Source organism: Sedimenticola sp. (assembly GCF_050289425.1).
Lineage (GTDB): Bacteria > Pseudomonadota > Gammaproteobacteria > Chromatiales > Chromatiaceae > Sedimenticola.
In genome coordinates this window covers 101,694-123,814 of sequence record NZ_JBNKFS010000009.1, presented here as the reverse complement: position 1 = coordinate 123,814, position 22,121 = coordinate 101,694, and the positions used below count along the sequence as shown (strand labels likewise).

Below are 22,121 nucleotides of genomic sequence, written 5' to 3'. Positions count from 1 at the left end.
ATGGTCTTGTTCGTGGAGATCACCTTCCAGGTTCAAGAGCGTGATAGCATCAAGATCATCATAATAGGCACTATCTGTGTACTGACGCTGATTACCTATCCGGGATATTACAAACAATTGAATGAATAATGGATGTCCTTGTTCCTTTAATCCGCTAATTACGCACAAATCTAATGTATGACTTTACATGTCCATAATGAGACGCATTGTAGCTATTACCGTCTTTCATATTAAAATAGCGTGCATGCCAATTAGATTGAGTAGCATCAAATGTAGCAAACTCGCCAGTTGGCGTATTAGGAAAAACATCTGCATTAATCGTAGGCACACAAGCATTTAAGATTAAGTTATTCATCTCTGATTTATAGGGGATACGCCACCCCATACCATTACCGACATATAGCTTTTTACCAATACTTTCTGCCTGCCAAACCGTGATTTCCTTTGGATCACCTATGCAAGTTTCACCATCCCACTGTTGTCCATAACTACACCTCATCCATATGCGATTATTTCTTCTATCTTTTACTGTACCATCGCCGTTATCAATAAATGGGCATGACTGTTCCCCTAAACACCTTGCACACGTGCCCCCCGATGCGGCTTTTATACCGGGTTGTTGTACCATGGTATTGTCGTTGGAATTAACATCAGAGCTTAATAGCTTCTTTTTAGCAACAACTGGTTGAATAATTTGCTGATCGGTTACATAGACCACTTTTTGCGAACCCATAATGACAGATATATTGGCCGGGTACTCATACCCGCTACCCTTGGAGTGATCGATAACAGCCCCAATAACACCGCCAAATATAATATTTCCATACATACCAGCTGATGCACTTGATACAGCTCTGACAAATCCATTTTTTAAACCTTCCTTCTCGCAATCAATCAATAAATCCTGTGATGACTTATGCACTGAAACCACTGTTGGCGTCTCTATATCCCATTTTCCTTTATCATTAATAATCGAACATTTTGCCGCCGTTATTTGCTCACCCGTAGTTTCTTTGCTAGATACAGCAATCGACTGCATTTCAGAAGAAGTAATACTGGCACAACCACTAAGTACCAAAGCAATAACAGACAAAAACAAGATCCCCAAAATACGCATTACATAACCTCTAATTATTGATTAATAAACTATCTTTACTTCGTCGATCTGTTTTTTGGATAGAATCATTTAATGATCTAACGAATGATTACTGAAAACGGAATTTGAGGACACCCATCATTCTCCCACCACCTTTCATGTCACCCCTTTTCAAGTACGTGACGAACCGGCGTGAATCGGTACAACATTCTGACCTTTCCAAGTGTTGGATATCCTTGTTCTTGCCTCTGTCATTTAAGCTAATAGCTGGATAAAGGTTCTTCTACTAACTTGTGATGATCCATACCTATAAGATTCCAATCTTTTATACCTGCTTCCATTGAGGGGAAATCAAGTATATTTGATAATTATGGTCTTGTTCGTGGAGATCACCTTCCAGGTTCAAGAGCGTGATAGCATCAAGATCATCATAATGGGCACTATCTGTGTACCGACGTTGATTACCTATCCGGGATATTACAAACAATTGAATGAATAATGGATGTCCTTGTTCCTCTAATCCAACTATGCAAAAAAACTCAAATACCCCAGAACTAATCCTAGAAGAATAAAGCCAATTCCTGAAAGGCGTAACGTTTTAACCGTAGGCTTACCTGATTTAAGTGTTGCGCCTGGAAACACAATAATTGCTATACCTTTAGCAAGGTACATAAAACCTAATAGAGTAACCAGTATTGCTAAAAGGTTATCCCAAAGAAGATGATTCGTTAGAATTGCAGCTCCAATATACAAATGAATCGCTCCTTGTAAAGTGACAGCCAAAGAATCACTCTTACTCGAGTTCATTAATTGATTTGCGTAAAATTCTCGTGAAATAAGAAATCCGAGTCCATAAACCAGCCAATAGATTGCAGAGATCTTGCCGATGAATAAAGTTATTGGTTCCATATGATTATTGATATTAATGTTGCTCGCGCATTATTTGTAAAACTCGACTTATCCGTGCCGGGCATTGACCTTCCTGCTCTGTCGTAGTTGATCCGTCGGAATACTGATTTGGAGTAATTTTCGCATCCCGCCAAGCAGATATCCCTTACATTTTTGGAAGATTATCAAACAATAGGTGACGAGTGAACTAATTTCACATCAACAAGTGAGGAGCATGCGGAATAGCAACTGGATGTTGGGCAACTGGATGTTGGGTGTCCTCGTTCTGTTTCTTGGGCAACTGGATGTTGGGTGTCCTCGTTCTGTTTCTGCTTACTCGTTCTGCATTCTTTTGTTCTCTGTTCTTTCGTTCGTATTGTTACAAACAGATGACAACCATCCCTTTCAACCGAGCAAAACAAATATGACACTCATCCCTTTATGACGGCAAAAGCGTTGGCTAGGTCACAGTGAAGGCCGCACTTTTTTACTTAGAATGAGTCCTATTGAATTGAATCGGCACCACAACGCTATTTACTCGTTGAGCGCGACGATTGAATACAATCTTTGAGGCAAACTTCACAAGAAGGTAATCGCAATGAAAAAAAACGCATTGTTACCGCTTGACCAAGATGAAGAGTCTGTCGATCTGTGTCGACGCTCTGCACTCAAACTCTTTGGCCTTGTCCCTCTGGCCGCTTTTGCTGCCCCGAGTTTCTTAATCGTCAGTGAGGCCCATGCAGACGGTGATGGTGGTGGTGACGGAGGTGGTGATGGTGGTGGCGGCGATGGCGGGGGTGGTGACGGAGGCGGTGATGGCGGCGGCGATGGCGGTGGTAGTGATAGTGGCGGCGATTCGGACAGTGGCAACGATTCGGACAGTGGCAACGATTCGGACAGTGGCAACGATTCGGACAGTGGCAACGATTCGCACAGTGGCAGCGATTCGCACAGTGGCGATTCTATAGACGACAGCTCCGGCGGCTCATCTGACGTGTCAAGTGATGACTCCAAGGTTTAACTGCGGGTCAGGTAGATGATACTGTCTGAATTAGTTGTCACGACGCCGGCCTTTTTATCGAGGCCGGTATAACCAAAGACCTGTCAAGTTTGACAGGTCTTTTTTCAAGCGTGTTCTATTCTTATTACAGTTAGTGAGACAAGGCAATCCTCCACGGCATCATATCGCTAGTAGGATCATCTCCCCCTCCATCCGCACCGGGTAACTTCTGGCACAGCCCACGTCGGGGGCAACCGCCTCGCCGTTTTCCAGTTCGATCACCCAGTTGTGCAACGGGCAAGTCACCCGGTGACCGTGCAGGATACCCTCTGAGAGGGGACCTTGTTTGTGCGGACAGCGATTGGAGAGAGCAAACACACTGTCATCCGCCGCACGGAATATGGCGATCTCATCCGTAGCGGTACGGACTACGCGTGAGCCGAGTCTAGGTATCTCGTCCAGAGTTCCGATCTCCACCCACTTTTCACTCATTACTGCGGACATGTCACTCTCCTATCTGTTTTATCGGGGTGAACTCATGGGCCTCGGCGCCGTTGGCACGCGCGGTCCAGGGATCGTGCTGGGCCACTTCCTGTGATTCTAGGAAGCGTTCATACAGAGCCTTTCTACCAGGTACGTCTTCAACAATACGCTTTTTGATTTCGGAGAGGCCGACCCGCTCGATCCAGGGCGCGGTGCGCTCCAGATAGCGTGCCTCTTCCCGATAGAGCTGGATGAATGCGGCACAGTGCTCCATCACCTCTTCCTCGGTGGTGACACGACAGAGAACATCCGTGGCGCGCACCTTAACACCGCCGTTGCCGCCGACATGCAACTCGTAACCGGAATCGACACAGACCACGCCAAAATCCTTGATGGTAGCTTCGGCGCAGTTACGCGGACAACCGGAGACGGCCATCTTGAATTTGTGTGGCATCCAGGAGGCCCAGGTCATCTCTTCCAGCTTGATGCCGAGCCCGGTGGAGTCCTGGGTACCGAAGCGGCACCAGGTGGAACCGACGCAGGTCTTCACCGTACGCAGCGCCTTGCCGTAGGCGTGACCGGAGACCAGACCACGTTCGGTAAGGAACGCCCACATCGCCGGCAGGTCCTCCTTCTTTACGCCCAGCATGTTGATACGCTGGCCGCCGGTCAGGTTGACTTCACCGACGTTGAATTTATCCGCCGCATCGGCGATGGCGCGCAATTCATCAGGTGTTGTCTTGCCACCCAGGATGCGCGGAATTACCGAGAAGGTACCGTCCTTCTGGATGTTGCCGTGAACCCGCTCGTTGACGAAGCGCGACTGGGCATCATCCTTCGCCTTGCCCGGCCAGGCCGAGATCAGGTAATAGTTGATGGCGGGGCGGCAGACGTGGCAACCGTCCGGAGTACGCCAATCCATCTTGTCGAAAACCGCCTGCTTGTCGGTCAACTCATATTCGCGGATGGTGGAACGCACCTGGTCGTGGGTGAAATCAGTACAGGCACAGATCGGTTTGGCTTCCGGTGCCGAATAGTCGCCACCCAAAGTATTGGCCAGGATCTGCTCCACCAGACCGACACAGGAGCCACAGGAGGCGCCCGCCTTGGTATGCGCCTTCACCTCATCCACTGTGAACAAACCTTCGCTGGTGATCGCCTTGACGATGTCGCCCTTGCAGACGCCGTTACAGTCACACACCTGGGCCTCGTCGCCCATGGCCGAGGCCTTGGACTGGCCACCGTGTCCCGAGCTACCCAGATGCGCCGCTTCACCGAACAGCAGGCTCTCGCGCATATCGGAGATATCGGTACCTTCGCGCATCAACTGGAAGTACCAGGCGCCATCCACGGTGTTGCCGTAGAGCACGGCGCCACTGATACGGTTATCCTTGATCACCAGTTTTTTATAGGTGCCGCCGGCCTGATCCTGAAACACGATCTCTTCTGTTTTCTCGTCGCCGTGGAAATCACCGGCCGAGAACAGATCGATGCCGGTCACCTTGAGTTTGGTGGAGGTGACCGAACCCTCGTAGCGACCGTAACCCAGCTCGGCCAGGTGATTGGCACACACTTTGGCCTGTTCAAACAGCGGCGCTACCAGACCGTAGCAGGTGTCACGGTGCTGCACACATTCGCCCAGGGCATAGACACGTGGATCGTAGGTCTGCATGGTGTCGTTGACCACCACGCCCCTCTCGCAATGGAGACCGGCTTGTTTGGCCAGTTCAATGTTGGGACGAATGCCCACCGCCATCACCACCAAGTCGGCCTTGACCTCTGAGCCATCCTTGAACCGTACGCCAGTAACCCGTTCCTCGCCCAGGATCGCTTCAGTCTGCGCACCCATCAAAAAGTGCATGCCGTTCTCTTCCAAGGAACGCTTAAGCATGGCACCCGCCGCCTCATCCAACTGACGCTCCATCAGGGTGTCCATGAGATGAACGACCGAGACCTCCATGCCCTGCTTAATCAAACCGTTGGCCGCTTCCAGACCCAACAGACCGCCGCCGATGACCACGGCGTGTTTATACTGTTTCGATGCCGCCAACATCTGCTCGACGTCGTGGATATCACGGAAGCTGATCACACCTTCCAGGTCGGCACCGGGTACGGGGATAATAAAAGGCGACGAACCGGTGGCCAGCAGCAACCGGTCATACTCCGCTTCCACTCCGTTGGCCGCGACCACTTTGCGTTTCACCCGGTTGATTTCAACCACCGGCGACCCGCTGTGCAGAGTAATATTGTTCTGCTCATACCACTCACGCTTGTTCAGAACGATATCGTCAAACTTCTTTTCTCCCGCCAGCACCGGGGAGAGGAGGATACGATTGTAGTTCGGGTGTGGTTCGGAACCGAAAACCGTAATCTCATACTTGTTCGGCTCCAGCTTGAGCAACTCTTCCAGCGTACGCACGCCGGCCATGCCGTTACCTATTAATACCAATCGTTCTTTCATGTTTTGCCTCTCAACACATCGGGTCGATCAAAACTCCCAAATACATATGACCCTCATTTGCAACCGCTATGCCAACTTTCACTTGAGCCGTAAATAACGGGGGTTTCGCGCTGATGCGGCAGTTTCAGGTAGATAAAAAATGAATCAATCTGGTGCCGGAAGGCGACTAAACGCACTGAAATATGGCATGCGAAAAATCGTTTGCCGAAACTGACCCGAAATCGGGCGACATTCCTTTTGCTTGCACCCGGAGAGTGCGCAAATCGTTGACCCATCTCAAAAAAATGAGTTTTTAATGTTATTTTTCATATGGTTACAAAATTGGCACAGGCAATGCTATAGACAGGCAAACGTTGTCAATCTCTGGAGCACGTCCATGTCAGAAAGCAAATTAAACCTCTTCTCCTTTAGCGGAAAGATACGAACGCTACATATCACCTGGTTCGCTTTTTTCCTCTCCTTTATGGTCTGGTTTAACCATGCCCCATTGTTGGCGTCGATTCAGCAGACCCTGGGACTGAGTGCGCAGGAGGTGAAGGCGCTGTTGATCCTGAACGTCGCACTAACCATCCCGGCACGCATTATTATAGGTATGCTGGTGGATAAGCTGGGACCGCGGATCGTCTACTCCACCTTGCTGTTCATCTCCAGCTTTATCTGTTTCGCCTTTGCCATGGCCGACTCCTTTGAGGCACTGGCCATCAGCCGTTTCCTGCTCGGGTTTGTCGGTGCCGGTTTTGTAATCGGTATCCGCATGATCGGCGAATGGTTCCCGGCCCGTCAGGTCGGTCTGGCTGAAGGTATCTATGGCGGTTGGGGCAACTTCGGCTCCGCCGCAGCCGCCCTCGCCCTGCCTACCATTGCCCTACTGTATGGCGGTAATGAGGGCTGGCGCTATGCCATCGCCTCCACGGGTGCTATCACGCTGGCCTACTCCCTCATCTACTATAAATTGGCGCGCAACACTCCCAAGGGATCGACCTATTTCAAGCCGAAAAAGACCGGCGCAATGGAGGTCACCAGCAAGGGAGACTTCTATTTCTACCTGTTTATGAATATCCCCATGTATGCCGCGCTGGCAATCCTGGCATGGAAACTCGGCCCATCTAATCTCGGCTTGCTGAACGAGGCCGTCACCTACAGTATCTACGTCAGCCTGATTCTGCTCTACGGGTATCAGACCCTGCAGGTCTGGCGCATTAACGGCCACATCTTCGTTCAGCCCGTACCGGAACTCCACCGCTACAAATTCAAACAGGTTGCCATTCTCGACGTCGCTTACCTGGTCACCTTTGGATCCGAGTTGGCTGTGGTCTCCATGCTGCCACTGTTCTTTAAAGATACCTTTGATCTCTCGCTGGTGCAGGCGGGCTTATTGGCTTCGGGTTACGCTTTCATGAACCTGTTGGCCCGCCCCACCGGGGGTCTGTTCAGCGACAAATTCGGTCGCAAGAAATCTTTGACCATTCTGATCGGCGGCCTGGCAGTCGGCTACTTTATATTGAGCAGCATCACTTCTGAGTGGCCGATCGCCCTGGCGGTAGTGGCTACCATGGCTTGTTCATTCTTCGTTCAAGCCGGTGAAGGGGCGGTATTTGCCATCGTACCGCTGGTTAAACGGCGCATGACCGGTCAGGTAGCCGGTATGGCGGGCGCTTATGGTAATGTAGGAGCCGTGCTGTTTCTGACGGTCTTCTCCTTCGTCACGCCGCAGCTGTTTTTCCTGGTGATCGCCGGTGCGGCCATTGTCACACTGGCCGCCGTACAGTTTCTGGATGAACCGGAAGGTCAGACCGCTGAAGTGTTGCCGGACGGCACCGTGCAGATGATCGACGTCAGTTGATCGCCCCCGATACGCTCCGACACGGATAAGGTCGGGGCGTATCGGCACCAACCTTTGGCGTATGCAGAATAGCGATGAAGAACACCCTGGAAATTGATTACGCCTGCTGTACCGAAACGGGTGCCAAACAGCAAAATGCCGACGCGGCAGATGCCCGGATACCACCGGATGACCTGCTGCTGAGCAAAGGTGTGGCGGCCGTGATCGCCGACGGCATGAGCAGCAGTGAGGGCGGTCATGAAGCCAGCCAGATTTGTGTCACCGGTTTTCTAAACGACTACTTCAGTACGCCCGAGTCCTGGAGCGTCAAGACATCCGCCAGCAAGATTCTCAGCGCACTGAACACTTGGCTGTGCGGCCAGGGACAGAGCCGCTACGACTCCCCCAAGGGGATGGTCACCACATTAAGCGTGGCGGTGATCAAATCCACCACGGCCCATCTGTTCCATGTGGGTGACAGTCGCATCTATCTCTACCGCGAACAGCGACTGGAACAGCTGACCAAGGATCACCGGGTCTGGGTCTCCAAGGAGCAGGATCTACTCTCCCGTGCCATGGGCATAGACAGCCACCTGGAGATCGACTACCGCTCCATTGCGCTGAATCCGGGTGACTTGCTGATCTTCTCCACCGACGGGGTGCATGATTTCCTTACCGACCGCGAGTTACAGCGGCTGATCAAAACCCATCAGGGCAACCTGCCGCAGGCCGCCCGGGCCATTACCCAGACCGCGCTGGAACAGGGCAGTAACGACAACGTCACCTGCCAACTGCTGCGGGTGATCTCGCTCCCCGACGAGCAGATTGACGATATCTATCAGCGGGTGGCGGAGCTGCCGTTCCCACCCAACCTGTTGCCCGGCATGAACATCGACGGTTATGAGATTGTGCGCGAAATCCACGCCAGCAAACGTAGTGAAGTGTACCTCGCCATCAACAGTGAAACCGAAGAACAGGTGGCGCTCAAGACCCCGTCGGCCAACTTCAACGACGATGCGGAATTTCTCAACAGTTTCTTGAATGAAGAGTGGATCGGCCGCCGCATCAACAACCCACACGTATTGCGCGTCTACAAACCGGCACGGCGGCGTTTTCTCTACCACGTTACCGAATATTTGGATGGACAGACCCTGCGCCAGCGCATAGATGACTTGGGCCAGATGAATATCGAACAGATGCGAGACTATCTGACCCAGATCATCAGTGGCTTGCGCGCCTTCCACCGCATGGAGATGGTCCACCAGGATCTGAAGCCGGACAATATCCTGATTAATAAAAATGGCGTCCTGAAGATCATCGACTTCGGTTCAACACGTATCGCCGGGGTACAGGAACTGCGCCAAGACAGTCCGGCCACCCCCCTGGGGACCATCAACTATTCGGCCCCAGAATACCTGGATGGCAGCCCGGGCACGCAACGTTCCGATATTTTTTCTCTCGGAGTGATCGCCTACGAGATGCTGACCGGCGCGCTCCCCTATGGCGACCATGAAAAACCGCTGCCGGCACACAAACTGCGCTACCACTCTGCCCGGGAATACAATCCCGCTATCCCCGCCTGGATCGACGGCGCATTGAAAAAGGCCACCCATCCGCTGCCGGAAAAGCGTTATGAAGCGCTCTCCGAATTCCTCCAGGATATGACGCGGCCGAACCAGCAGTTGGTCGACGATCGACCCAAGCCGCTATTGGAGAGACACCCATCCATGTTCTGGAAGATACTGGCCGGGCTGTTGCTGATTGCCAACCTCGCCACATTGATATTCCTGTTTGCCGGGAGATAGACAAGCCCCACGCCCTGGCTAATAATGACCGCACACAAGATAGATTTTCAGTGGTTATTCCAAAACGGCCTGACAAGCGCCATCCGGCAAGATGGACGGCAACTCACTGAATAGTATCGCAATATTAGAGCCGGATAGCGGCCAGATGGACCCCGTGGAGGATAACTATGTTCAACCGTTTAGTCGGCGTCATCGGACTTGTCTGCTGTACCCTGTTCAGCCTGCAGAGTGTCGCCACCACCCAGCCGGGCAAACTCACCGGCGGCGTACCGACGATCCATCCGGACTGGTTCAAGGAGAGCTTTCTCGACATTGCCAGCGACGCCCAGGAAGCGGCCGAATCGGGCAAGCATGTCATCCTGTTCATGCACCTGAACGATTGCCCGTACTGCGCCAAGATGGCCGATGAAAATTTCGCCCACGCCCCCTACACCCCCTTCATCCGGAAAAACTTTGATGTCATCTCAATCAACATCAAAGGGGACCGGGAAGTGGCCTTCGATACCCAGACCAGCGTCAGCGAAAAGGAGCTGACCAGAATATTGAAAGTGCGATACACCCCGACCATTCTGTTTCTCAATAAGGAGAACAAAACCGTCCTCCGGCTCAACGGCTACCGTTCGGTTCCCGCCTTCAAGCATGCGCTCGACTATGTTCAGCAGAAGGCGTACCTGAAAACCAGCCTAAGCCGATTTATCGAGCAGCAGCAAACCACGCCGGTCTATCGATTCCGCGAACAACCGATGTTTAAGGCGATCAGCGATCTGCAGTCTGTCGCCGGCCAACCCCTGGCGGTCCTGTTTGAAGACAGCAGTTGCGATGCCTGTGACGACTTGCATGACGGTCACCTGAAAAACCCGGAAACCCTGAAGATCCTGGAGAACTTCACGGTGGTGCGATTGGATGCCAATAGCAACGATCCGATCATCGACCCGGCCGGCAACAAAACCACACCCAAGGCGTTTGCCGAACAGCTGGGTCTCACCTATCGGCCCGGCATTGTGCTGTTCGACCAAGGCAAGGAGATCAGCCGCATTGACGGCCTGCTGTTTACCTATCACTTCCAGGAAGTGTTGCGTTATGTCGGAGAGCGGCATTATGTGCAGTACCCGAATAGTTTTTATCAATACCTCAACGTGCGCACCGCAGAGATCCTGAAAAGCGGGCGCAATATCGATTTATCGAAATAGCCGGCATCCGGGAAGGACAGAGACAAGGGCCGGCACAGGGGCCTGCCCCTACAACGACGGGCGGACGCAACACCTTCCCGTTTATCGGACCTCGGTCTGTAGCCCCCCCGTGGTTGCCCGCCCATCCCGGGCAAAGCCGCTTCCGTTCTGCTCCCGGCCATCCCTGGCCTTCACGGCATAAGGCCGTCCTTGGCCAAAAAAAGGGCAGCCCTCGGGCTGCCCAACTGGGGAGTTGTCATTCGGTTAGTTCAGCGCGACATATTCAAAGTCACCCGGTTTCTTGTCGATGCCCTGTTTCGGCGGTGCAATCCAGTCGGCATACTTGCCTTTCTCGGTCACCGGTTTCATCAGGCTCAGCAGATAATCCTCATCCGCCTGGGTCGGCAGCCACTCATCGCGTTTGGCCTGCCACGCTTCGGCGCTTAGCAGATTGCCTTGCGGGTCCACGTGCACGTCGCAGAACTCGCCGACCCGCCGATGGAACGCCTTGTGCGGAGGGGCGATCTCGAAGTCCACGCCGCTATTCTCAAACAGCTTGTTCCAGCGTTTCACGCCGGCGGTGGCATCGGCAATGTAGTCGTCCAGCAAACGCGCATTGATCGCGTTCAGCGCCGGCTCTTCTACCACTTTCAGTTCGCCATCCACATGACGCAACACCGGGTAAGTGGCATCCAGTAACTGGTGATCGTCCTCCAACTTGTCTTCGCGGTAGCGCCCCTTGATACCGGCGTTAAAGGCGTTGGCCGCATTGGTGGAGACTTCGGCGCCAAACAGATCCAGCGTCACCGAAAAGTGGAAATTGACCTTGCGCTGCAGGGTCGGCAGATCCACGACCCCGAGGGCACGCACCGCTTCCACCTCGTTGGGATCGCTGATGCCGGCTTCCTGCATCTTTTCCAGTGTGCGCCGGATGGTCCGGGCCACGCCCGATTCGCCGACAAACATGTGATGCGCCTCTTCAGTCAGCATGAAGCGGCAGGTGCGGGCCAGCGGATCGAAGCCGGACTGGGCCAGGGACTCCAGTTGCATCTTGCCGTCCCGGTCGGTGAAGAACGTAAACATGAAGAATGACAGCCAGTCAGGGGTCTTTTCGTTGAAAGCACCGAGGATACGCGGCTTGTCTTCATCGCCGGAGCGGCGATCAAGCAGTGCTTCGGCCTCTTCGCGGCCATCCTTGCCAAAGTATTTTTGCAACAGGTAAGCCATGGCCCAGAGGTGACGACCCTCTTCTACGTTGACCTGGAACAGGTTGCGCAAGTCATAGAGTGAGGGACAGGTCTTGCCCAGGTAACGTTGCTGCTCCACCGAGGCCGGCTCGGTGTCACCCTGGATCACAATCAGTCGCTTCAGCATGGAGCGGTACTCACCCGGCACCTCTTGCCAAGCCGGCTCACCTTTGTGTTTGCCGAAGGGGATGGTGCGTCCCTCCTCTTTGGAAGCCAACAGGATGCCCCAGCGGTACTCCGGCATCTTTACATAGTCGAATACCGCCCAACCCTTGGGATCGGCACCGACAGCGGTGCGCAGATAGACTTCCGCCTCCTGGAAGCCATCCGGCCCCATGCTCTTCCACCAGTCGATAAACTCCGGTTGCCATTTCTCCATCGCGCGCTGCAGTCGACGGTCTTCGGACAGATTCACATTGTTGGGAATCTTGTCGGCATAGTTGACTTCGATGGTGGGGCTCATTTCTACGGTCTGTTCACTCATTGTGTTACACCCTTTTCTGATCATAGTGTGGACGTTCGCCCGTGCCGAAGCACTTCAACGCGCCGTGCTCCCCAACGGCGTTGGGGCGTTGGAATATCCAGTTCTGCCAAGCGCTCAGGCGACCAAAAATCTTGGTTTCCATGCTCTCCGGTCCGGCAAAGCGCAGATTGGCCTCCATACCGGTTAAGGCATCCGGCGAATAGCTGGCCCGCTCTTCCAACAGGAAGCGGATATCGTCTTCCCAGTCGATATCGTCCAGGGCGAAGGTCACCAGGCCGGCTTCGGCCGCCGCCGCCGCCGCCAGCGACTCGCCAAGCAGCGATTGGGCCCGCTCCAGACTGGCGGGTTCACCCAGGAAACGGGTCTCCAACCGGGTCAAGCCGTTACCCATCAGCAAGCGGCCAAAGTTCAACTCAGAGATACGGATCTCCGGGGCCGGACGCTCATCGCCCGGGAACTGCCCCTCCAACATGTAGCTGCGATCCACAGCGAACAGGATCTCCGCCAGGAAACCGCTGAAACAGCTACCCGGCTCAATAAAGGCAAAGGTACTGCGAGAGGTGTAATCGATCCGTTTCAGAGTGCGCTTGAGATAGAGCAGCACTTCGCGGATAAACCAGTCATCCTGATGTTGCAGCAGAAAGCGCTCATAAGCGGTCACCTGCTCGGCATCGCCCTGGGTCTTGAAGATGAGGGTGCCGGTTTCCGGCTCATTGGTGCGCAGGTGCAACAGGGCGTTATCCAGCTCCCGGACCAGAGCCAGCGGCCAGAAGTCGCAGCCTTCCTGCTTTGCTGCAGCCAGATCAGCCGGCACGGCTTGATCGGTACCCTTCAGTGTCAGAGTGGCCACGCGAGACTGCCGGTCCACCGAGAGATCCAGGTGGTTATAGTGCAGGTGGGATTCATCACCGCCGATCTGCAACGGCTTGAGTTCGATACCCGATTCATCAGCGGGCCGATCGGAGCTTTCCGCCATCTGCTGCGCACGGTTATCCACTGCCTCTTGGAATTTTGAGGAGACCACCACTTCATCCACCAGGCGCCAGTCAACCGCCCGCTGTCCTTTCACCCCCTCTTCAATGGAGCAAAAGACATCGGCCAGGTCACGTCGCATCTTGCGCTTGTCCACCAGCCGGGTCAGACCGCCGGTACCCGGCAATACCGCCAGCAGTGGCACTTCGGGAAGGGAGACGGAAGCATTGCCGTCATCAATCAGCATGATGTGGTCAGCCGCCAGCGCCAGCTCGTAACCGCCGCCGGCCGCCGTGCCGGTAATCGCACAGAGATAGCGCTGACCGGAGAATTCGCTGGCATCTTCGATGCTGTTGCGGGTTTCGTTGGTGAACTTACAGAAATTCACCTTGTGCACGTGGGTCGAGCTGCCGAGCATGCGGATATTGGCACCGGCGCAAAATACCCGCTCCTTGGCCGATTCCAGAATCACACTCTTAACCTCCGGATGCTCAAAGCGCAGACGCTGAACGGCGTCATACAGTTCGATATCCACACCCAGATCATAGGAGTTGAGCTTCAGCTCATAGCCCGGTACCAAACCGCCATCCTCTTTGACATTCATCTTGAGGTGGGCGACCGGCCCGTCGAAAGCCAGCTGCCAATGCTGGTATGCCGCAGGATTGGTCTGAAAACTGATCATTAATACCCCCGTACTGTGATCATGAATAAGCACTATATTTCCTACTATTTGGGTAAGGATATGGCATTAAATGACATTTGTCACGTTTTTATTTATGAATTATATTTCATTTTGTATGACTTAAATTCATTTCAGATACCGAATTCATTGCCAAACAGCTAGATACACCCGCTCTTCGGGCTATCGCTTGGCCCTATCTATAATCTTAGTGGGGTTCAGGAATCGGGTAGACACGGGGGCCTACCCCTACCGGGACGGGCGGTGGTTATAACAGACACAAGGGGCAACCCCCTGTGGGTGCCCTTATCGCCGAGTCTCTGGATATAAGGTAGACATGAAACCAGCCCTAGGTCTCACGCTACTTTTTGCGGATAGCAGGCCGCCAACAGCCCATGCATAGAGTCAGCAAGCAGTGCCAAATCGGCTTTACGGTGGTAGGAGGTACGCCACACCAGACAGAGTTCACGATGCGGCCCTTTCTCCACCAGCGGGCGGACGGCTATCGCGTTTTGTGCGAGAAAATCCTCATCTACCGCCATCTCCGGTAAAAAGGTGATGCCCTGTCCACCGGCCACCATCTGCACTAGGGTGTAGAGACTGGTGCCTTGGAACGACGCCCGCTTTGCCACCGCCTTCATGTGGCATACCGCCAGTGCGTGGTCGCGCAAGCAATGCCCCTTTTCCAGTAACAACAGTTCACTGCTCGGCAATTTTTGGGAAGCGATGGGACCGCCTTGGCTCAGGGGATGGTCCGCCGGAAAGGCCACCAGGAAATCTTCCTGCCAAAACACTTGATATTCCAGTCCGCCCAAGTCGAACGGCAAGGCGAGAATCGCACAATCCAGTTCTCCTGCCGCCAACCTCTCCAATAGATTCTGTGTCTGATCCTCCAAAAGAAACAACTGCAATTCCGGATAGGCGTGGCGCACACCCGACAACACCTTGGGCAGTAGGAAAGGGCTGATGGTGGGGATCACTCCCAGACGCAATTCACCGCTCAGCGGTTGGCGGTCAACCTGGGCATCCAGCACCAGGGACTCGGTCATACTGATAATCTCCCGCGCCTTGTCCGCCAGCTCCATCCCCAGCTTGGTCGGGATCACCTTGCGCTTGGTGCGCTCCAGCAGTTGCACACCCAACAACGCCTCCAACTCCTGGATGGCGGTACTGAGGGTCGACTGGGTGACGAAGCAGCGTTCCGCCGCCTGCCCGAAATGGCACAACTCCACCACGGTCACCAGGTAGTGCAACTGTCTCAATGTCGGCAGATTCATAAATCGTTTTTTCCTATTAAATTTAACTTTTAATTCAATTGGACCGAATTTACACCATTCCGTAACCTACATCCATCGAATCAAACCACTGGAGAAGATCATGACCGAGCAAGACGTTTCACAGACAGTCAATAACCTTGAAGCTGCCTTTGCGGGCGAATCGATGGCCAATCGCAAGTATCTCTATTTCGCCCGCATCTGTCGCGAGTTGGGAGCGGACGATGTGGCAGCGGTATTTGAAAAGACCGCTGAGCAGGAGACCGCCCACGCCTTTGGCCATCTGGACCTGCTCTATCCGAAGGCGACCTTAACCGTAGAGAAAATGCTGGAACTGGCGATTGAAGGCGAAACATACGAATATACCGAAATGTACCCGGCTTTCCGTCACACGGCACTGGAAGAGAAGAATTACCAGGCCGTGCAGGAGATGGATGAGCAAATCGCCGAATCGGCCGAACACGCCGAACGTTTCTCCAAACTGCTGGAGACCGCGGCCAAACGTTTTAACGCGCTGGCGAAGATTGAGGAGCGGCACGCCAATCACTACCGTGATGCCCTCAACAAAGTCAGCAGCTGAACAAGACGATTTACGCTAACCGATAAATTTATGAGAGAAGGAATAAGGCATGAAAAAGTACCAATGCGTAGTTTGTGACTTTATCTATGACGAAGCCAAAGGGCTGCCCGAAGAAGGCATCCCGGCGGGGACCAAATGGGAAGATATCCCGGACGATTGGGAGTGTCCGGACTGCGGCTCTTCCAAAGATGACTTCGAGATGGTCGAAATCTGATAAACAGCTGGAAACCGTGCCACCGGGGACGGTGGCGCGGCGGCCGGTGATCCGGTTACCGAACCCATACCGTACATAAAAAAGGCTGCCGATATGACGGACAGCCACGTTGTAGATAAAAGGTGAAGTGTATGTCTATCGTAATCATCGGCACCGGCATGGCCGGCTATAACCTGGCACGGGAAATCCGCAAGGCCGACTCCGAAGTATCCCTGGTGTTGATCACGGCAGATGGCGGCAACGCCTACCCGAAACCGGCGCTCTCCAACGCACTGATCCAGGGTAAACAGCCGCAACAGATTATCTCTGCCGATGCCGCCACCATGGCGGAAAGGCTGAATGCCGAAATTCACACCCACACCCGGGTGCAAGCCATCGATACGGCTACCGGGCAAGTGATCACCGACCAGGACTCCATCCCGTTTGACAAACTGGTATTGGCGACCGGCGCCCGTCCCATCCGGCTCCCTTTCCAGGGCGATGCCGCCGATGAGCTTATGTCGGTAAACAATCTCGAAGAGTACACCCAGTTTCGGCAAAAGATCGAGCAAGCCAAACAGATCGCCATTATCGGCCCCGGTTTGATCGGCTGCGAGTTTGCCAACGATCTGTTGGTATCCGGCCGCGATGTCGAGGTAATCGGGCCCGATCCCTACCCCATCAGCACCCTGCTGCCGGAAGCGGCCGGACGCGCTCTACAAAAAGCCCTGGCTGAAGCGGGTGTGCGTTGGCATCTGGGCAAGGTGGCGAAGCAGATCAGCCATAACGATGGCAGCTATCGACTCACGCTGAGCGACGGCACAACCGTAGAAACCGATGTCATGTTGTCGGCCATCGGCCTGAAGCCCAACCTGACCCTGGCCCAGTCCATCGGGCTGGAGACCAACCGCGGCATCGTTACCGACCGGCTACTGCAAACCAGTGTACCGGGTATCTATGCCCTGGGGGATTGCGTGGAGGTAGCGGGGCTGAACCTGCCCTTCGTGATGCCGCTGATGAATGCCGCCCGGGCATTGGCCAAGACGCTGACCGGTACCGACACAAATCTTACCTACCCGGCGATGCCGGTCAGCATCAAGACACCGATCCACCCGATCGTGATATCGCCTCCTGCGAAAGGAGCCGAAGGCGATTGGGAGATCGAACAGTGTGACACGGGTGTGCGGGCCCTGTTCCGGTCACCACAAGGCGAACTGTTGGGTTTTACGCTCACCGGCAGTTATGTCGAGGAGAAGAGCCAGTGGAGCAAGCAGGTGCCACCGGTGCTGGCGTGAGTTGAGCTGCGGAAATATTGTTTCGTTGGATGGATTGAGAAAACGGCGCACCGATACACCGCCAACCCACCCTACAATACTGGATTGGCACCTGCACCGGGAGGGCAGCAAAGAGATAGCCTCGTTCGGCGTTACTTCATCCGCCCACGCAGGAAATCACGCCGGCTGCCAGCGGTTTGATCGACCGGCTTGGCCTCGCGCTCAATATCCAGACGCCCCGGCATGGCCACCTTTACCGGTTCACTCTGTGGCTTCTCGGCCGGCGGCTGGAAGAGCAGCTCCATCACCTCTTGTGCCGTTTGCCTGATCGCGCCCTGGGACGGGAAATCATGCAGCGGGGACATCAGCGAACAAGCCATGTAGACACCGAGATGGGAATTATCCGAGGCCATAAACACCACGGGCCCCTGGGGGAACTCCAGCGTGCGGTAATCACCGTCCCGCAGGCACTCTGCTTCGGTAGTAGCCGGCAACAGGATCAACTGCAGGGTCCAGGGAGTAATCAACGCCCCAACCCAGTGCTGTTCAAAACGGCGCAGACCTACCACCTCCGTCGTCAACTGGTCATTACAGACCGGCAAGCCATGCATTGCGTCCTGCTCGATCTGACGGAAGGAATGGGTGATCTCGGCCGCCGGGCTGGCGGAAAAAAAGGCGGGACGGTTCATGGGTGCATCAACTCTGATCGTTGGGAAAACTGCCGGGTTTACGGTTGGGATCGGTCAGATCGGCGAAGTAGGTATCCACATCCACTTCACCTTCGCTGTTCATAATCTGTTCCAGCGCATCCAGCGCATCATTGGTCTGTTTCGCTTCCGCCTCGGTCAGCACTTCGCGGGCGGAACCGATAAAATTGAGTATCCATGTACCGGGCTCCTGCGGACCGATCAGCATTGTGTTCACCATCTCTTCACGTCCGCGTCCGCGGCACAGGGCCATCAGATCGCGCTGTTCAATCACCTGCATGGGAATTCCGATACACATGTTTTACCTGACCTTATCTAAATGGATCTTTATGGCTCTTAATGACCCGCTTCCGCCCAGAAGCCCCGGGCTCCATCCTGCCTGGGTTTGACCACGATGCCAAGGGATCGCAATTCATCTGCCAGCATCTCCACCATCTCATCCATTTTCGCATCGACCCCTTCGGTCAGACCGATGCGGGTCTGCAGGGAAGCCGGGACCATACCGATAATAGTGATCTTTTCCGGCGCCTGCCCTTGCACCGTCAACAGTGCCAACAGGTCGGACAGGCCGATCTGGTGGGGTGAAATCTTGGTCTGGAAAAACTTGGGTACCGCTTCATCCGCCAGACGCACCAGGGTACAGGGCGGTGCGCCGGTCTTGACGGAGTCGGCAATGATCACCTGTTCATGGTTGCTGAGCGGATTGAGCAGATCCATGGCGGAAGTGCCGCCATCAATGACTTCGACCGAATCCGGCAAGATATAACGCTGTTCCAACAGTTCGATGGCACGCACGCCTAACCCTTCGTCGGATAACAGCACATTTCCCAGTCCGATCACCACCACGCTCATATTGCCTTTACCTCAATCAGCAGCCAGAAAGACCTTTCTGACCAAACTATTTTGGTCCACCACGCCCCGGAAACAAACTGTAGGGTGCGGGTGAGCTTGCGAACCGCACCGTTCGTGCCCAACTTGATGCGGTTCGTTTTACTCACCGCATCCTACTCGACTGTTTTCCCATCCTGGAAAAAACCCTCTCTCCCGGAAAGGGAGAGAGGGAAGGAGGCATCCATTGCTGTTCAGATGCTCAAAGCGCCTTCACTTTGACAATCTCCTGCTGCTCGGTATCCACCAGGTGGATGGCACAGGCGATACAGGGATCGAACGAGTGAACGGTACGCAGCACTTCCAATGGCTGTTCCGGATCCGCCACCGGGTTGCCCATCAGTGAAGCTTCGTAGGGGCCCATAGCATCACTCTCATTGCGTGGACCGGCATTCCAGGTGCTGGGCACCACACACTGGTAGTTCTTGATCTTGCCATCGTTGATCACCACCCAGTGCGACAACACGCCGCGCGGCGCTTCGTGGAAACCAAAACCCTTGATCTCGCCTTTGGGGAATACCGGCTGATTAAAGGTGTCGGTATCACCCTTGCCGATATTCTCCACCAGCCTGTTCCACTGATCGTTCATGTTGTCCAGCATTACGGCGGTACGCACCGCACGGGCCGCATGCCGACCGATGGTAGAGTGCAGCGCCGCTAGCGGAATCTCTTTACCGGCCACTGCGTTGAGGGTGCCCATCGCCGTCTTCAGATGCTTCGCCGTGGGCTCATGCCCGGCCGCCGCCATGCACAGCACGTTGGCCAAGGGACCCACTTGCGCCGGCTTGCCGTAGAAGGTGGGTGACTTGATCCATGAGTACTGCCCCTCATCCTGGAAATCGGTGTACTGGGGATTGGTCTCGCCATCCCACGGATGCAGCGCCGCATCACCCTCATACCAGGAGTGCTTGGAGCTCTCCTTCACACCGTCACGGAACAGGGCATCCTGGTAGCTGGCAATCGGCTTGAAGGTGCTCAAGTCACCACCGGTGATATAACCGCCCGGCAGGGCAAACTGCGTCCCCTTCGTGTCGATCGGCATATCCGGCACCGACAGGTAATCGGTGACGCCCTGGCCATAACCGGCCCAATCCAGATAGAAGGCGCCCACCGCCGGCACGTCCACCATGTAGACGTTGTTGACGAAATCGGAAAGTTTGTCGATCCACCCCTTGATCGCCAGCAGGCGCTCCATGTTCAGGGTCGACTGACTGTCCAGGTTAATCGAGTTGGAGATGCCGCCCACCGCCAGGTTCTGGATATGCGGGGTCTTGCCGCCCAGAATGGTGACAATCTTGTTGGCATAACGTTGCACTTCCAGCGCTTGCAGATAGTGCGCCACAGCCAGCAGATTCACTTCCGGCGGCAACTTCATCGCCGGGTGTCCCCAGTAACCGTTGGCGAACGGTCCCAGCTGTCCGCTGGAGACAAAGGCCGCCAACTTATCCTTCACCGCCTGCATTTCATGCACGCCGTTGCCGCCCCAAGTGGAGAGGCTCTCCGCCAGTTTGGCGGTCGCCTTCGGATCGGCATCCAACGCCGAAACCACGTCCACCCAATCGAGAGCGGAGAGGTGATAGAAATGGACGATATGATCATGAATGGCCTGGGCCGCCACGATCATGTTGCGCACAAACTGGGCATTCAGCGGGACTTCCAGGTTCAGCGCATTTTCCACCGCGCGTACCGAAGTCAGTGCATGTACCGTGGTGCAGACACCGCAGATACGTTGGGTAAAGACCCAGGCATCACGCGGATCACGACCGACCAGGATCTTCTCAATACCCCGCCACATCTGGCCGGAAGACCAGGCATTATTGACCTTGCCATCCTCAACCTCGACATCAATACGCAGGTGCCCCTCAATGCGGGTTACGGGATCAACAGTTATACGAGTAGCCACAATATTCTCTCCTACTTAAGGAATGTCTGTTCTGCCTTACGCATGTTCAGCAGAATGCAGAACGGGCAGTTTCTTAACGAAGACCAGATAGGCCATGATTTCAATCGCGATGATGCCGATGGTTACCATAATCTCCGGGATCGACGGGAAATAGCTGTACCCGGGACCCGGATTGAAGGTAATCAGGAAAGCATTGAAGCGGTACAGGCCACCGGCAAACAACAACGAGACTGCAGCGAACAGCAGTACCCGGGCATTGTCGCGGCGCCCGCGTGACAACATCACCACCAATGGGAAGATGAACAGTGCCGTTTCCAACAGGAACATGTTGCCGGCCAGATCGCCCGCGAAGATATAGCCGAGCTTGCCACGGACGATCAGCTCGGCGAATCGGACCACCAGGAACACTGAGATCAGGCCGATAATTGCGTTACTCAAATGCGCCAACAGCGGTGTCTCGGGACGACGATTGAATCCGACCGCCGCAAAAGAGGCTTCGAAGATCACGATGGAGAAACCCATAGTGAGTGCGGTCAGCAGTGCCATCAGGGGCTGCAACTGCAACGATTGCCACAACGGGTGCACCTTGGCCCCCATGATGATCAACAACGATCCCAGTGAGGATTGATGCATGGTCGGTAACAGCACGCCCAGGGCAATGAAGAAGAACAGCACCTTGTTCAACCAGCGCAGGGCGTTCTTGGCACCGATTCGCTCCAGTACCACCGGAGCAAACTCGATAAACAGCACGAAGATGTAGGTGATCACACAGAGACCCACTTCGAGCATGACCGAGTTGAAGTTCCAGTTGGAAGGCATGGCAATGTTATAAAACTGCCAGTAGCGTCCCATATCGAAAAAGGCGCCAAAACCACCCAACGCGTAACCGAACAGACTGGCCAGGATGGCCGGCCGAATCAGCGGGTGGTATTTACCTTTGTTAAAGACATAGATCACAAAGGCCAGGGCGTAACCGCCACAGGCCAGGGCCGTTCCGACCACCACGTCATAGACTACCCAGATACCCCAGGGATAGCCCGAATTGATGTTGGCGACCGCACCCAATCCATCGGCAAAACGCACACCGAGGAAATAGAGCCCAATCGCGGCCAGTACGCCCAGGAACATGAATGGCAGGGTAAGGATCTTACCTTCTACCGGCTGATGTTCACTCATGGTTCACCTCAATTAGTTAG

Annotated in this window: 19 protein-coding genes; 7 read left to right on the top strand and 12 right to left on the bottom strand. The window is 54.5% G+C overall.

Annotation, left to right across the window (positions count from 1 at the left end; translation table 11 throughout):
• Positions 1 to 154 precede the first annotated feature (154 nt).
• Together ACQY5R_RS08400 and ACQY5R_RS08395 are read right to left on the bottom strand one after the other, a co-directional pair.
• Positions 155 to 1,117, bottom strand: a complete 963-nt coding sequence (locus ACQY5R_RS08400; RefSeq protein WP_428606914.1) for a DUF1566 domain-containing protein — start codon at positions 1,115 to 1,117, stop codon at positions 155 to 157.
• Positions 1,118 to 1,621: 504 nt separating this feature from the next.
• Positions 1,622 to 2,005: a hypothetical protein gene (locus tag ACQY5R_RS08395; RefSeq protein ID WP_428606912.1), complete on the bottom strand. Its 384-nt coding sequence runs from the start codon at positions 2,003 to 2,005 to the stop codon at positions 1,622 to 1,624.
• 577 nt (positions 2,006 to 2,582) lie between these two features.
• Between ACQY5R_RS08395 and ACQY5R_RS08390 the strand changes: the two genes are divergently transcribed.
• On the top strand, positions 2,583 to 3,005 hold the full coding sequence (locus ACQY5R_RS08390; protein WP_428606909.1) for a hypothetical protein: 423 nt from the start codon (positions 2,583 to 2,585) through the stop codon (positions 3,003 to 3,005).
• 159 nt (positions 3,006 to 3,164) lie between these two features.
• On the opposite strand, the gene nirD is transcribed toward ACQY5R_RS08390, so the two are convergent.
• Both nirD and nirB read right to left on the bottom strand, forming a co-directional pair.
• Entirely contained in the window at positions 3,165 to 3,488 is a 324-nt protein-coding gene (gene nirD, locus ACQY5R_RS08385) for a nitrite reductase small subunit NirD (RefSeq protein WP_428606906.1), read from the bottom strand.
• A 1-nt stretch (position 3,489) separates the two neighbouring features.
• Complete coding sequence (gene nirB, locus ACQY5R_RS08380; RefSeq protein ID WP_428606904.1) at positions 3,490 to 5,928, bottom strand: nitrite reductase large subunit NirB; 2,439 nt, start codon at positions 5,926 to 5,928, stop codon at positions 3,490 to 3,492.
• 376 nt (positions 5,929 to 6,304) lie between these two features.
• On the opposite strand from nirB, the gene ACQY5R_RS08375 reads away from it, so the two are divergent.
• The 3 genes from ACQY5R_RS08375 to ACQY5R_RS08365 all read left to right on the top strand — a co-directional run bounded on the left by ACQY5R_RS08375 (position 6,305) and on the right by ACQY5R_RS08365 (position 10,745).
• Positions 6,305 to 7,771 carry a NarK family nitrate/nitrite MFS transporter gene (locus ACQY5R_RS08375; RefSeq protein WP_428606901.1) on the top strand — a complete coding sequence of 489 codons (1,467 nt, stop codon included), beginning with the start codon at positions 6,305 to 6,307 and terminating at the stop codon, positions 7,769 to 7,771.
• A 74-nt stretch (positions 7,772 to 7,845) separates the two neighbouring features.
• A complete protein-coding gene (locus tag ACQY5R_RS08370; protein WP_428606899.1) occupies positions 7,846 to 9,555 on the top strand; it encodes a protein kinase domain-containing protein in 1,710 nt (569 codons plus the stop codon).
• 167 nt (positions 9,556 to 9,722) lie between these two features.
• Positions 9,723 to 10,745, top strand: a complete 1,023-nt coding sequence (locus tag ACQY5R_RS08365) for a thioredoxin family protein (RefSeq protein WP_428606896.1) — start codon at positions 9,723 to 9,725, stop codon at positions 10,743 to 10,745.
• Positions 10,746 to 10,988: 243 nt separating this feature from the next.
• Here the strand turns inward: ACQY5R_RS08365 and boxB are convergent, their stop codons facing one another.
• The 3 genes from boxB to ACQY5R_RS08350 all read right to left on the bottom strand — a co-directional run bounded on the left by boxB (position 10,989) and on the right by ACQY5R_RS08350 (position 15,383).
• On the bottom strand, positions 10,989 to 12,455 hold the full coding sequence (boxB, locus tag ACQY5R_RS08360) for a benzoyl-CoA 2,3-epoxidase subunit BoxB (RefSeq protein WP_428606893.1): 1,467 nt from the start codon (positions 12,453 to 12,455) through the stop codon (positions 10,989 to 10,991).
• 4 nt (positions 12,456 to 12,459) lie between these two features.
• Positions 12,460 to 14,109 (bottom strand): 2,3-epoxybenzoyl-CoA dihydrolase, encoded by a 1,650-nt coding sequence (gene boxC, locus ACQY5R_RS08355; RefSeq protein ID WP_428606891.1) that lies wholly within the window; start codon positions 14,107 to 14,109, stop codon positions 12,460 to 12,462.
• A gap of 353 nt (positions 14,110 to 14,462) precedes the next feature.
• Positions 14,463 to 15,383, bottom strand: coding sequence for a hydrogen peroxide-inducible genes activator (locus tag ACQY5R_RS08350; protein WP_428606889.1), 921 nt, complete (start codon positions 15,381 to 15,383; stop codon positions 14,463 to 14,465).
• A gap of 100 nt (positions 15,384 to 15,483) precedes the next feature.
• On the opposite strand from ACQY5R_RS08350, the gene ACQY5R_RS08345 reads away from it, so the two are divergent.
• The 3 genes from ACQY5R_RS08345 to ACQY5R_RS08335 all read left to right on the top strand — a co-directional run bounded on the left by ACQY5R_RS08345 (position 15,484) and on the right by ACQY5R_RS08335 (position 17,448).
• A complete protein-coding gene (locus tag ACQY5R_RS08345; protein WP_428606887.1) occupies positions 15,484 to 15,960 on the top strand; it encodes a rubrerythrin family protein in 477 nt (158 codons plus the stop codon).
• Between the two features lie 49 nt (positions 15,961 to 16,009).
• Positions 16,010 to 16,174, top strand: a complete 165-nt coding sequence (locus tag ACQY5R_RS08340) for a rubredoxin (protein WP_428606885.1) — start codon at positions 16,010 to 16,012, stop codon at positions 16,172 to 16,174.
• A gap of 131 nt (positions 16,175 to 16,305) precedes the next feature.
• A complete protein-coding gene (locus ACQY5R_RS08335; protein ID WP_428606883.1) occupies positions 16,306 to 17,448 on the top strand; it encodes an FAD-dependent oxidoreductase in 1,143 nt (380 codons plus the stop codon).
• 131 nt (positions 17,449 to 17,579) lie between these two features.
• Here ACQY5R_RS08335 and hybE read toward each other — a convergent pair whose 3' ends face one another.
• The 5 genes from hybE to hybB all read right to left on the bottom strand — a co-directional run bounded on the left by hybE (position 17,580) and on the right by hybB (position 22,101).
• The gene (hybE, locus tag ACQY5R_RS08330) at positions 17,580 to 18,116 is read right to left on the bottom strand and encodes a [NiFe]-hydrogenase assembly chaperone HybE (RefSeq protein WP_428606881.1); all 537 of its coding nucleotides are present in this window, start codon (positions 18,114 to 18,116) and stop codon (positions 17,580 to 17,582) included.
• A 7-nt stretch (positions 18,117 to 18,123) separates the two neighbouring features.
• Entirely contained in the window at positions 18,124 to 18,432 is a 309-nt protein-coding gene (locus tag ACQY5R_RS08325) for a HypC/HybG/HupF family hydrogenase formation chaperone (protein ID WP_428606879.1), read from the bottom strand.
• A gap of 38 nt (positions 18,433 to 18,470) precedes the next feature.
• Positions 18,471 to 18,986, bottom strand: a complete 516-nt coding sequence (locus ACQY5R_RS08320; protein ID WP_428606876.1) for a HyaD/HybD family hydrogenase maturation endopeptidase — start codon at positions 18,984 to 18,986, stop codon at positions 18,471 to 18,473.
• 238 nt (positions 18,987 to 19,224) lie between these two features.
• On the bottom strand, positions 19,225 to 20,925 hold the full coding sequence (locus ACQY5R_RS08315) for a nickel-dependent hydrogenase large subunit (protein WP_428606874.1): 1,701 nt from the start codon (positions 20,923 to 20,925) through the stop codon (positions 19,225 to 19,227).
• Between the two features lie 36 nt (positions 20,926 to 20,961).
• Positions 20,962 to 22,101: a Ni/Fe-hydrogenase cytochrome b subunit gene (hybB, locus tag ACQY5R_RS08310; RefSeq protein WP_428606872.1), complete on the bottom strand. Its 1,140-nt coding sequence runs from the start codon at positions 22,099 to 22,101 to the stop codon at positions 20,962 to 20,964.
• Positions 22,102 to 22,121: the final 20 nt, after the last annotated feature.